This is a genomic window from Mesorhizobium sp. M1403, from assembly GCF_040317695.1.
In the GTDB taxonomy this organism is placed as follows: domain Bacteria; phylum Pseudomonadota; class Alphaproteobacteria; order Rhizobiales; family Rhizobiaceae; genus Mesorhizobium.
In genome coordinates this window covers 22,079-34,174 of record NZ_JAMYKY010000024.1, presented here as the reverse complement: position 1 = coordinate 34,174, position 12,096 = coordinate 22,079, and the positions used below count along the sequence as shown (strand labels likewise).

Here is a 12,096-nt window from a genome sequence, read left to right as displayed (position 1 = left end):
TGGTTGATGCACCGAGATTAGCGGAGCACGCCCACGCTCCACAGCTCGAACAACGCCTGAAGTGTCGAGTTGTTCAAAAGGGCAGCGCGAGAGGCTATTCGATGACCTCCTCCGTCCAGACCTTGAAGCCAGCCAGCGCGCCCGGTCCAAAAATGTGGGTGAGTGGGACATCGGCGGCATCGCGTCCGGAGGCAATCAGGATGCGGCCGATGCGCGGCGCGTTGTTGCGCGGGTCGAACGCGTGCCAGCGGCCGCCGAGATAAACCTCCATCCAGGCGGCGAAATCCATGTCCGACCACGGCTTTGGCAGGCCGATATCGCTGATATAACCGGTGCAGTAGCGGGTCGGGATGTTCAGGGCGCGGCAGAAGGCGACTGCGAGGTGGGCAAAGTCGCGGCACACACCACTCTGCTCGCGATAGGCTTCGGCTGCGGTGCGTGTCGGCCGTGCATTGAAATAGTTGAAGACGATATGGTTATGGACGAAGTCGCAGACCGCCTGGACGCGCGGGATGCCGAGCGGGGTATTGCCGAACAGCCGCCAGGCTTCGTTCGCCAGCACGTCGCTCTCGCAATAGCGGCTGGGCAGCAGGAACAGCAGCGTCTCCGACGGCAGATCGCGCACCTCATGCTGCCATGCCGTCAGCTCGCGCGTCTCGAAGGAGCCGGGGTCGCGGATGACCGCGTCCGTGCCGAACGCAAAGCGCCCGGCCGGCGCAACGAGACGGTTGCACCAATTGCCGAAACTGTCGCGATAGCTTTCGATCGGCACCGGCGGGTTCGACGTCAGGAAGTCCGGCCGCTCGAGATCGGATGCGCGCGAATAATGGACGTTGAGCATCGCGATCAGCGGTGTTTCCTGCGGGAAGTCGAAGCTCATCTGGCAACCGATGTGGATCCGCATTGTCGTCCTGACCGGACTGCGCGATCATCAGCCGGCGAAACGCAAGGGCTGATGCAGCAGTGCGAAGAGGACCATCGCACGGACCGCTGCGGTTTACGAGGGAATTAGAAACCGGTTGACAGCCATCGGCCAAGGCGACTGCACGGCAGCGGCCTCTTGCAGTCTAGCGTTTTCTCTTGTTTCACTTCGCCAGACATCAACCGGAGGAACGAATCATGGCTAAAGGTGCGATGAAGGCAGGCAAGGAAGCCCGCAAGCCGAAGAAGGACGCGAAGAAACCCGCTCCGGCGCCGGCCCTGAAGGCACCGCCGGTGAAGGCGATGAAGCTGAAGGACAAGTAGGGCCGCAGCTACCGTTTTGGCTTATTTCGACCGGCCGCAAATGCGGCCGGTATTGTTGTTCATTAAGCGCACGAGCATCCCATATGGATGCGGCGAAGATAGTTTTTGCGCTTTCAAGAGATCGGCCGGGAGCCATCGAAACGGAGCGTTCCGATGTCGTGGATTTTCCTGTTCTTCGCCGGCCTGTTCGAGATCGGCTGGGCGATCGGCCTAAGATACACCGACGGATTCTCGAAGCCGCTGCCAACCGTCCTGACGGTAGCCTCGATGATTGTCAGCCTGACCTTGCTCGGCCTGGCGCTGAAGGCACTGCCGGTCGGCACAGCCTATGCGGTATGGACCGGCATCGGCACCGTCGGCACGGCGCTGTTGGGGATATGGCTGCTCGGGGAGCCGGCGACCGCGATCAGGCTGGCCTGCATCGCGCTCATCGTTTGCGGCATTATGGGACTGAAGCTCGCGGCTTAAGTCGGCCCGACAGACCAAACGCCTTCAGGGCCGCTGCAAGGCGGCCCTGATTCTTGAATTCGGCTGATCAGCGCCGGAAGGCGCTATCGGGCGGAGAAGCCGGGCGGCGTCCTGCCGGTGCGCTGCTTGCGCGCGGCATAGCGTGCGTCACGCTTGGCCTTGCGTTCGGCCTCGTCGGCAAGAAAACGGGCGATGCGCTCGTTCTCTTCAGCTTCCCGGATCTTCGCTTCGGCCTGTGCTGCCTCTTCGGCGGCAATGCGTGCCGCTTCGGCAGCTGCCTCGCGCTCGGCCTTTTCGGCCGCTTCGCGCGCCAGCTTTTCCTGCTTCAGCCTGGCCTTTTCGGCCTCGCGTATCGCGCGGGCCTCGAGGATTGCCTTGCGCTCGGCCTGTCGTGCCAGCACCGCTGGATCATCTGCCGCCGGCTTTGCCTTGAAGCGCTCCAGAAGCGCCTTCTTTGCCTCGTTTGCGGCATTGCGCCGCTCGAAAACGTCTTTTTCCCTGTAGATAGCCAAGTCCACTTCCCTGGAGTCAATTTGCGAGGCTTACATACGCGTGAAAACCGAGAGTTCAAGCGCCAAAACGGTATGCCAGCCATGAAATTCTGATCTGTTGCAACCGGGAGACGCCATTTCGATCGAATTCGGCTGAAAGCCACCCGCACTGTTCACCATCCAGGCCTCTGGCGGCGCAGCGGACTGATCGCTACCTGTAGCGCCAAGACAAAACGCTAGGATGACACCACTATGGAACTCGGTCTCTACACCTTCGCTGACGTCAGCCCGGAACCGGGTCCCGGTGCGATCGGTGCGCATGAGCGGCTGCGCAACCTGATCGAGGAGATCGAGCTCGCCGATCAGGTCGGGCTGGACGTCTTTGGTCTCGGCGAGCACAACCGTCCCGACTATGCTGCCTCCGCTCCGGTGGTGGCGCTGGCGGCGGCTGCCGAACGAACCAAGCGCATAAGGCTGACCAGCGCGGTCACCGTTTTGTCCTCCGACGATCCGGTGCGCGTCTTTCAGCAGTTTGCCACCCTCGATCTTCTGTCCGGCGGCCGGGCCGAGATCATGGCCGGGCGCGGCTCGTTCATCGAATCCTTTCCGCTGTTCGGCTATAATCTCGAAGACTATGACGAGCTCTTTGCCGAGAAGCTCGACCTGCTGCTCGCCATCCGTGATCATGTCAAGGTGACCTGGTCGGGCAGTCTGCGCGCGCCGATCAACGATCGCGGCGTCTATCCCCGGCCCTTTCAGGACAAATTGCCGATCTGGATCGCGATCGGTGGTACGCCGCAATCGGCGGCGCGGGCTGGCGTACTCGGGTTGCCGCTGGCTCTGGCGATCATCGGCGGCGAACCGGCGCGGTTTGCACCACTGTTCGACATCTACAGGGATGCAGCCAGGCGGGCCGGCAGCGATCCGGCGAGCCTTGCCACCAGCCTCAACGTGCACGGCTTCATCGCCGACACCGCCGACCAGGCAGCCGACGATTTCTACAGGCCGCAGGCCGAAGTGATGAACCGCATCGGCCGCGAGCGCGGCTGGGGGCCGACGTCGCGGGCTCATTTCGACCAATCGCGCGGCCCGAACGGCGCCCTGTTCGTCGGCAATCCAGAACAGGTGGCGCACAAGATCATTGCCCAGCACAGGATATTCGGCAACGACCGCTTCCTGCTGCAAATGGCGATCGGCACCATGCCGCACGCCAAGGTCATGAAGGCTATCGAACTCTACGGCACCAAGGTGGCGCCGATCGTGCGCCGGGAAACTGCGAAGGCCGTCGCCGCGGCAGCGCCGGTTGCCTGATTCACCAGCAAAGCCGCGAGGCGGCCTTGCCGGTGACGCCGGCTAACGGAACCTTGAAGCCGCAGAGGCGTTTTCGCCAACGGTCTACACCAATCGCGGTGTGCCGCCGAGGGTCAGAATGAAGGCCGAACCCGCCGCTTCGGGCGCAAGCGCTGCCGAAAGCCCGGATTCGCGCGTCGAGGCGCGGGCGGATGCGCATCTGATGCGTTCGCTGCTCGTCGGCATCTTCATCCTCATGGCGATCTACGCGCTTTACTTCGCCCGCGCCTTCTTCATGCCGGTCATTCTGGCTTTTCTGCTGGCGCTGACGCTGACGCCGATCGTTCGCTTCCTGCGCAAGCATGGCATGCCCGATGTCATTTCGGCGACACTGCTGGTGCTGCTTTCGTTTTGCCTCGTCGCCGTCGCGGGATATCTGCTCAGCGGCCCGGTCATCGACCTCATCAACAACACCTCGACGATCGGCCAGCAGCTTACCGAACGTCTGGCACAACTGCGCCGTCCGTTCGAACGGATCGTGGAGATTTCGCGCCAGATCGAGGGCCTGACACAGACGTCCCAGGAGCCGGGCGTTCAGAGGGTGGCGATGGCGCCATCGGGTATTCTCTCGCAGGCCGCCGGCAATGTGCTGTCGGCCGGCGCCAGCGTCACCATCGTCTTCGTCCTGTCGCTGTTCCTGCTCGCCTCGGGCACGATGTTCTATGAAAAGATCGTCCAGTCCTTCCCCAGTCTAAGCGAAAAGAAGCGGGCGCTGCGCGTAGTCTATGACGTCGAGCGTGAAATCTCGCACTATCTGCTTACTGTCACGGTCATCAATACATGTCTCGGCGTGGTCATCGGGCTCGGCCTGTGGGCACTCGGCGTGCCCAACGCGCAGGTCTGGGGCGCGGCAGCGGCCTTGCTCAATTTCCTGCCCTATATCGGGGCGCTGACCACCATCACGCTGGTCACGATCATCGCGCTGATCAGCTTCGACACGATTTCCTATGCGCTGCTGGCGCCGGCCTTCGTCCTCTTATGCGACGTCGTCGAAGGCCAGTTCGTGACGCCGACGGTGGTCGGCCGCCGTCTCGAGATCAACGCCGTGGCGATCCTGATCGCCATCGCCTTCTGGTCGTGGCTATGGGGTTTCGTCGGCGCGCTGATGGCGGTGCCGCTGCTGGTCGTCATCAAGGTATTCTGCGATCATTTCGACGGTCTCAGCCATGTCGGCAATTTCCTCGCGGCGCAGCACACGGCGGTAATCGAGGATGAAGAGATTTCCGAGCAAAAAAGGTAGCGGCTTAAGAGCCCAAAAGCGTCACTGATTGGTGTGCATATCAACGACCTTGCATCGGTTGCACATCCGTCGGGCGCACAGCGCTCTATCAACATTTTGAATTTGCCGCCCCGGCAACGGCTTCCTACATCCGTCCGGTCCACAGGAATCCCCGCCGATGACCGCTCTTTCCGTTCTCGACCTGTCGCCGATCGTCGAAGGCAGCAATGCTTCGCAGTCGCTCGCCAATTCGCTCGATCTCGCCCGTCATGCCGAGCGGCTGGGATATAAGCGCTACTGGCTGGCTGAGCATCACAACATGCCAGGCATCGCCAGCGCCGCCACCTCGGTGGTCATTGCCCATGTGGCCGGAGGTACCCGTACGATACGCGTCGGCGCCGGCGGCGTCATGCTGCCCAATCATTCGCCACTTGTCATCGCCGAGCAATTCGGCACGCTCAACGCTCTGCATCCCGGCCGCATCGATCTCGGCCTCGGCCGGGCGCCCGGCACCGACATGCCCACGGCACGGGCGCTGCGCCGCAACCTCGACGCTGGCGCCGACAATTTCCCGCAGGACGTCGTCGAGCTGATCGGTTACTTCCAGCCAGCCGAAGACGGCCAACGCATCCGCGCGGTGCCCGGCGAAGGCGAAAAGGTGCCGATCTGGATTCTCGGCTCCAGCCTCTACGGCGCGCAGCTTGCCGCCACGCTCGGCCTGCCCTACGCCTTCGCTTCGCATTTTGCGCCGGCCGAGCTCGACCATGCGCTGGAGATCTACCGCTCGCGCTTCCAGCCTTCGGAGCAGCTCGACAAGCCCTATGTGATGCTCGGCCTCAATGTCTTCGCTGCTCCTTCCGATGCCGAGGCGCGGCTGTTGTTCACCTCGCTGCAGCAGGCCTTCGTCAATCTGCGCACCGGCCGGCCCGGCCGATTGCCGCCGCCGGTCGAAGGATATGAGCGCGACCTCGATCCAATGGCCAAGACCATGCTCGGCCAGGCGCTTTCCTGCGCCGTCGTCGGCTCCCCCGAAACGGTCAGGCAAGGCATCGAGGCATTCGTGCGCCGCACCGGCGCCGACGAACTGATGGTCACAGCGCAGATTTTCGACCATGCGGCGCGGGTGCGCTCGTTCGAGATACTGACCGACGCCCACAAATCGCTGTCGGAAGCTGCCTGAGAGCTGGTTCGCCACTTGGCACTGTTGCGGGCAAGGCCGGCCTTAGGCAGGGAACATCGCGAACAGGTGTGCGAAGACATCGCGAACAGTTCGCGCGCTTTACGCGGAGAGTTTTCGATCCGTCATGCTCGTCTGTTAGACGGAAACGCGGCGTCTACTAAATGACGATCACCTTGGTGCCGATTGTGGAGCGGTTGTAGAGATCGATGATGTCCTGGTTCATGAGGCGAATGCAGCCCGCCGACACAGCTTTGCCGATGGACCACCATTCAGGGCTACCGTGCAGGCGATATCCAGTGTCACCTTTCTCGTTGAAAAGATAGAGCGCCCGTGCCCCGAGCGGGTTCATGAGTCCGCCCTCCATATGAGCCGGTATGATGCGGCCCCGCTTCTGCTCGCGCACGATCATCGCAGACGGCGCGCTCCAATCCGGCCATTCGCGCTTCCTCGCAACGTGAGCAGTGCCATGCCACTCGAAGCCCGCCTTGCCAACGCCGATTCCGTAGCGCAGCGCCTGACCGTCTCCCAACACGTAGTAGAGGAACTTCGCTCCTGTATCGACAATGATGGTGCCAGGCGCCTCTTCAGTCGCATAAGGCACTGTCTGCCGATGGAACTTTTGGTCAACCTTGTAGATCGGAACCGGCGGAACGCGAAAACCGGCGTCGGTGAGGCCGCCATAGGCCGAGGGGAAAGTCTTTAATGCGCCGCCGGTGGTGCAGCCGAAGAATGCGACCATCCCAGCAAGTACCAGCCCGATTAGGATCGATTTCACGCACATAACTCAAGCCGGCGCCCGTGTAGGCGATCAGCCGCATCTCGTCATATTCCTAATCCGACATGCTTCGATTGCCAAGATTTTCCTGCTTGTCGGCGGGCTGATTGTTGCCCACTTGGCTCGATCGGCGCCGCGTCCTTCAATTGCTCGGTTTTCGAACGACGAACGCCCGTAGCGGCTGCGAAGGGCCTGGGTCGGCAGGACAGAGGCAGCGCTGTCCGTCCGGCATTACAACGTTTCTGAACAGAGCCCAAGCGCTACGCGCTGACGCTTTGTGCGATCGCGCCAAGTGGCCGGCATGAATTGCGGATCATCAGGCGTCCCTTGAGCGTCAGCTTGCGCGGCGGCGCATCCCTGTTGCCGGCGAGCCGGTCGAGCAGCAGATTGGCCGCCTGTTCGCCAATCGCCTGCACCGGCTGTGCGACCGTGGTCAATTGCGGCCGGAACACATCCGACCACGGAAAATCGTCGAAGCAGGCGACCGAAATATCCTCCGGACAGGACAGGCCGATATCGCGGATGGCCTTCATCGTGCCGATCACCATCGGGTTGTTGGCCGAAAAGATGGCGCTCGGCCGGTCGTGCAGCGAAAGCAGCTGCATGGTGGCGTTGTAGCCATCGACTTCGTGGAAATTGCCGAAGCGGACGAGCTCGGGCTCGGCCGGCAGGCCCGCGGTCTGGAGGGCTTCCCGGTATCCCGCCATGCGGTCATGCATCGGCGAGATATCGAACGAGCCGGAGATGTAGCCGATGCGCCGATGGCCGAGATCGATCAGATAAGTGATGGCGTCGAACACCGCGCGCTGATTGTCGAGAACGACGGCATCGGTGTCGACACCCTGGCAAACACGGTCGAGTAGCACGACCGGCACATTGGCGTCGTCGACAATCCGTTTGAGGATCGCGCCGTCGCCGACACGCGCGACGATCAGCCCGTCGACCATCCGGTCGAGCAGCAGCCTGATCTGGTCGTCCTGCGTGTTCAGGTGCTCGTCGGTGCAGCACAGCATGACGGCGTAGCCGGCCCTGTCGAAAGCCTGCTGGATCACCGAAACCACGTCGGTAAAGAACGGGTTGGTGATGTGTGGGACGGTGAGCCCGATGGTGCGTGTGGTGCCCATCTTGAGGCTGCGGGCGATGGCGTTGCGCTTGTAACCGATGTCGCGGATCGCCTGTTCGATGCGCTGGCTGAGCTCGGGGCTGACGGTCGCGGTGCCGTTGATCAACGCCGATACGGTGGCCACGGAAACACGCGCCGCTTCGGCCACGTGAAGCATGGTCGGTGCAGTGGATTTGCGCTGCTTTTTTCGTCCTGACGCTGTCATTTTCGAAACGTTTCACCACTCCGCAGCAGCAATACGTACGGAATCTTATGGTTTTGCGCAAGAATTGAAATGGAACAATCTTGGACACCAGATATTGGCTTGACATGATCGAAACGTTTAGATTAGCGTTTGAGGCGTTCGGTGACGACGGAGGGAGGCCGTCCTTGTCATGCAGCACGGCAATTCCATCCCTGCGGAAGGCGTTATGGCGGACGGCTCGGCTATCGTGCTGAGCGCCGAGCACATCTCCAAGTCCTTCGGCGGCATCGCCGCGCTTGTCGATGTCGGCTTCGAACTGCGGCGCGGCGAGGTCCATGCGCTGATGGGCGAGAACGGCGCCGGCAAGTCGACGCTGATGAAGATCCTATCCGGCGTCTATACGGACTATAACGGAACGGTCAGTATCGATGGCCATCCGGTGCGCTTTGCCGGCGTCCGCGAAGCCGAGCGCGCCGGCATCGCCATCATCCACCAGGAGCTGAACCTCGTTCCCGAACTCAGCGTCGCGGACAATATCTTTCTCGGCCGCGAGAAGCTGATCGCCGGGCTGATTGTCGACCGCAAGGCGAGCAGCCGCGCTGCCGGCGCGCTCTTGCAAAGGCTCGGCATCGAGCTCGACCCGGATGCGCGCGTCGGTGCCTTGCGCGTCGGCGAACAGCAGCTGGTCGAGATCGCCAAGGCGCTGTCTATGTCGGCGCGCATTCTGATCATGGACGAGCCGACCTCGGCGCTGTCGCCAGCCGAATGCCAGCGGCTGTTCCGCATCATCCGCCAGCTCGCCGATAGCGGCGTGGCGATCGTCTACATTTCGCACCGCATCGACGAGGTCATGCATCTGGCCAGCCGGGTCACCGTGTTTCGCGATGGACGCCACGTCCTGACGCAGGCGATGGACAAGCTCGACGAAGACGCCATAATTTCGGCGATGGTCGGGCGAAACCTGCTTGCTTCCTCCCAGGAGCACCGCATCCCCGGTGGCAACACCATCCTTTCCGTAAGCGAGCTGTCGCTATCGAAGCCCAATCGCCATGGCTGGCGCACCGTGCTCGACGGCGTCAGCTTCGATCTTGCCGCAGGAGAAATCCTCGGTATCGGCGGACTGCTGGGCTCGGGCCGTACCGAAATCCTGGAAACGATCTTCGGGTCCAGCGGAGGACGTGCTGGCGGTGAGATCAGGCTCGATGGCGAGGCAGTAGAAATCCGTTCGCCGCGCGATGCGCGCCGGCTCGGCATCGCCCTGGTCACAGAAGACCGCAAGACGCAAGGCCTGCATCTCGAGGCCTCGATCACAGACAACGTCGCGCTGCCGCTGGTCGGTTCGCTGGCGCGGTTCGGCCTGCGCTCGCTGGCCGGCGAGCAAGGGTTGGCACGGGACGCCGTCAAGGCGCTCGGCATTCGCTGCGAGACCGTCGAGCAGCCGGCCGGCACGCTGTCCGGCGGCAACCAGCAGAAGGTCGTCATCGGCAAATGGCTGGCGACGAGGCCACGGGTGCTGCTGCTCGACGAGCCGACGCGCGGCATCGATGTCGGCGCCAAGCGGGAAATTTACGATCTCATCTTCAAGCTGGCGCGAGACGGGCTGGCGATCGCCGTCATCAGCTCGGAATTGCCGGAGCTGCTGCATCTTTCCGACCGTATCCTGGTCATGGCCGACGGCCGCCAGACGGGCATCCTGTCCCGCGCGCAAGCCAGCGAGGAGGCCATCATGCGGCTTGCGGCGCCGCGACGGACCATGACGAGGCCTGCCGCATGAGCATTTTGCATATCCTGTCCCGGACGAAGCTCTATTGGGGCCTGATCGCCATCTTCCTGATCGGCGTGCTCGGCTCGCCGATCAGCTCCAAGGGCAACAATATCTTCCTGTCCTATGGCAACCTGCTCGACGTGCTGCGCCAGGTGTCGACCACCGGCCTGATTGCCACCGGCATGACGGCGGTGATCATCACTGGCGGTATCGACCTTTCCGTCGGCTCGCTGATGGCGATCTGCACGGTGGTCTGTGCCATGCTGCTGACGGTCCCCGGCGTGACGCCGGCGGTGGTGCTGGGGGTGCCGACAGTTGCTGTGGCAGCCCTTTGCCTCGGCATTCTCGTCACCCGTTTCATCCTGCTGAACATCGAAAAATCCCGCGCCGGCGCGCAGGCCACGCACGACATCAGGTTGGATAGCGTTCGTGGGCTGGTTACCCCCGGCATTGTCGGGGTGATCCTGTGCAGTCTGGTGCTGTGGTTCCTGCTGCCGCAGGTAGGCTCAAAATTCGGCGTGCTCGGCGTGCTGCTGGTGGCGCCTTGCGTCGGCCTGCTGTTCGGCGCGCTCAACGGCTTCATCATCGTCGCCGGGCGGCTGCAGCCCTTCATCGTGACGCTGGCGATGATGGTCACTGCGCTCGGCATCGCCCGGCTGACCGCCGGCCAAAACAATGCGGTGCTGCCGGTCTATACCGGTTCGAACGCCACGGCCGATTTCGAAATGCTGCGCTCGCTGGTGTTCGGCGTAATCCCGATGCCGGGCCTGTTCTTCCTCGGCGCGATCCTGATCTACGGCGCCGTGCTGCGCTTCACGCCGTTTGGCCGCTATGTCTATGCCATCGGCGGCAATGAGGAAGCGGCCCGGCTGTCCGGCATCGCCGCCGGCCGCGTCAAGATCGCCACCTACGCGGTTTCGGGGCTGCTGGCCGGCATCGCGGCGGTGCTCTATGTCGCGCAATACCGGCAAGGCAAGCCGGACGCCGGCGCCGGGCTGGAGCTCGACGCGATTGCCGCCGTGGTCATCGGCGGCACCAGCCTGATGGGCGGACGCGGCAGCCTCACCGGGACGTTCTGCGGCGTGCTGATCTTCGGGCTGCTCTCTAACATCCTGCAGCTGCACAACATCAATTCGAACCTTCAGCTGGTGCTGAAGGGGATGATCATCATCGGTACCGTGCTCGTACAGGAGCGCAATGCCGGCGATCTTCTCTTCTATCTGCGATTGCCCGGTGGGCAAGCGCACAAGGAAACGGCCGCGGCAAAGCGGCCGTCGCAAGAGACCGCGTCTCTGAATATTGGAGGAAACAAGAAATGAAACGACGTGAATTGTTGAAGCTTGCCGCGCTGACAGCGGCACTCCTGACCACGACCGCGATGCTTGCCAGCGGTGCCCACGCGCAGGACAAGAAATGGAAAATCGGCTTCTCGCAGGTTACGACCATCGAACCCTGGCGTGCCCAGTTCAACAAGGACATCCTGGCCGAAGCGGCCAAGCATCCGGAAGTCGAGCTGATCGTAACCGACGGCGAGGACAAGACCGAGAAGCAGGTCGCCGATGTCGAAAACCTGATCCGTCAGGAGGTCGATGCGCTCTTGGTGTCGCCGAAAGAGTCCGCCGGCCTGACCGGTGTCGTGCAGCAGGCGATCGATGCCAAGATCCCGGTCTTCGTGCTCGACCGCAACGTCGAAACCAACGACTACACGCAGTTCGTCGGCGGCGACAACAAGCTGATCGGCCGGGCTGCCGGTGAATATGCCGTCGAGCTGCTTGGCGGCAAGGGCAAGGCCGCCGGCAACGTCGTCGAAATCTGGGGCGGCATGGGCACCCAGCCGGCGCATGACCGCCATGACGGCTTCCATGAATTCACCGACAAGGAGCCGGGTATCAAGAACCTGCTCGACCAGCAGTCGGGCGACTGGAAGCAGGACCAGGCCTACAACATCATGGCCACGGCGCTGCGCAACAACGAAAAGATCGATCTCGTCTACGGCCACAATGATCCAATGGCCTATGGCGCCTATCTTGCCGCCAAGGACGCCGGACGTGAGAAGGACATCAAGTTCATCGGCATCGACGGCCTGCCCAATGAAGGCGTGCAACTCGTCGCCAATGGCGAGCTGACGGCGACGTTCACTTATGTGACGCCGGGCGCCGAAGGGCTGCGGCAGGCGATCAAGTTCCTGAACGGCGAGAAGGTGGAAAAGACCATCATCCTGCCGACGCAGAAGATCACCAAGGAAAATGCTGCCCAGATCCTGAAGGACAACGGCCTCTGAGACGAGGCTTTCCTG

The 12,096-nt window shown here is 62.6% G+C and carries 12 protein-coding genes; 8 read left to right on the top strand and 4 right to left on the bottom strand.

What is annotated here, in order from left to right:
• Nucleotides 1-94: 94 nt before the first annotated feature.
• Nucleotides 95-904, bottom strand: a complete 810-nt coding sequence (locus tag NKH01_RS27740; protein WP_023718185.1) for a transglutaminase-like domain-containing protein — start codon at nt 902-904, stop codon at nt 95-97.
• Nucleotides 905-1,119: 215 nt separating this feature from the next.
• On the opposite strand from NKH01_RS27740, the gene NKH01_RS27735 reads away from it, so the two are divergent.
• Together NKH01_RS27735 and sugE are read left to right on the top strand one after the other, a co-directional pair.
• Entirely contained in the window at nt 1,120-1,245 is a 126-nt protein-coding gene (locus NKH01_RS27735) for a hypothetical protein (protein WP_013528464.1), read from the top strand.
• 153 nt (nt 1,246-1,398) lie between these two features.
• Entirely contained in the window at nt 1,399-1,713 is a 315-nt protein-coding gene (gene sugE / locus NKH01_RS27730; protein WP_023718184.1) for a quaternary ammonium compound efflux SMR transporter SugE, read from the top strand.
• 83 nt (nt 1,714-1,796) lie between these two features.
• Here sugE and NKH01_RS27725 read toward each other — a convergent pair whose 3' ends face one another.
• Nucleotides 1,797-2,225, bottom strand: a complete 429-nt coding sequence (locus tag NKH01_RS27725) for a DUF6481 family protein (RefSeq protein WP_023718183.1) — start codon at nt 2,223-2,225, stop codon at nt 1,797-1,799.
• Nucleotides 2,226-2,456: 231 nt separating this feature from the next.
• On the opposite strand from NKH01_RS27725, the gene NKH01_RS27720 reads away from it, so the two are divergent.
• The 3 genes from NKH01_RS27720 (at nt 2,457) to NKH01_RS27710 (ending at nt 5,953) form a co-directional block, all read left to right on the top strand.
• A complete protein-coding gene (locus tag NKH01_RS27720; RefSeq protein WP_353023364.1) occupies nt 2,457-3,515 on the top strand; it encodes an LLM class flavin-dependent oxidoreductase in 1,059 nt (352 codons plus the stop codon).
• Between the two features lie 118 nt (nt 3,516-3,633).
• Nucleotides 3,634-4,794: an AI-2E family transporter gene (locus tag NKH01_RS27715; protein WP_353023362.1), complete on the top strand. Its 1,161-nt coding sequence runs from the start codon at nt 3,634-3,636 to the stop codon at nt 4,792-4,794.
• 157 nt (nt 4,795-4,951) lie between these two features.
• Entirely contained in the window at nt 4,952-5,953 is a 1,002-nt protein-coding gene (locus NKH01_RS27710) for an LLM class flavin-dependent oxidoreductase (protein WP_352495038.1), read from the top strand.
• A 157-nt stretch (nt 5,954-6,110) separates the two neighbouring features.
• Here NKH01_RS27710 and NKH01_RS27705 read toward each other — a convergent pair whose 3' ends face one another.
• Nucleotides 6,111-6,734 carry a L,D-transpeptidase gene (locus NKH01_RS27705; RefSeq protein WP_352640289.1) on the bottom strand — a complete coding sequence of 208 codons (624 nt, stop codon included), beginning with the start codon at nt 6,732-6,734 and terminating at the stop codon, nt 6,111-6,113.
• A gap of 254 nt (nt 6,735-6,988) precedes the next feature.
• Complete coding sequence (locus NKH01_RS27700) at nt 6,989-8,008, bottom strand: LacI family DNA-binding transcriptional regulator (protein ID WP_023718178.1); 1,020 nt, start codon at nt 8,006-8,008, stop codon at nt 6,989-6,991.
• A gap of 253 nt (nt 8,009-8,261) precedes the next feature.
• Between NKH01_RS27700 and NKH01_RS27695 the strand changes: the two genes are divergently transcribed.
• The 3 genes from NKH01_RS27695 to NKH01_RS27685 are packed head-to-tail and all read left to right on the top strand — an operon-like array spanning nt 8,262 to nt 12,081.
• Nucleotides 8,262-9,809, top strand: coding sequence for a sugar ABC transporter ATP-binding protein (locus tag NKH01_RS27695; protein WP_352846896.1), 1,548 nt, complete (start codon nt 8,262-8,264; stop codon nt 9,807-9,809).
• On the top strand, nt 9,806-11,119 hold the full coding sequence (locus tag NKH01_RS27690) for an ABC transporter permease (RefSeq protein WP_023718176.1): 1,314 nt from the start codon (nt 9,806-9,808) through the stop codon (nt 11,117-11,119). The genes NKH01_RS27695 and NKH01_RS27690 overlap by 4 nt, the downstream gene beginning before the upstream one ends.
• Nucleotides 11,116-12,081 (top strand): substrate-binding domain-containing protein, encoded by a 966-nt coding sequence (locus NKH01_RS27685; protein ID WP_023718175.1) that lies wholly within the window; start codon nt 11,116-11,118, stop codon nt 12,079-12,081. Before NKH01_RS27690 ends, NKH01_RS27685 begins: the two co-directional genes overlap by 4 nt.
• Nucleotides 12,082-12,096: the final 15 nt, after the last annotated feature.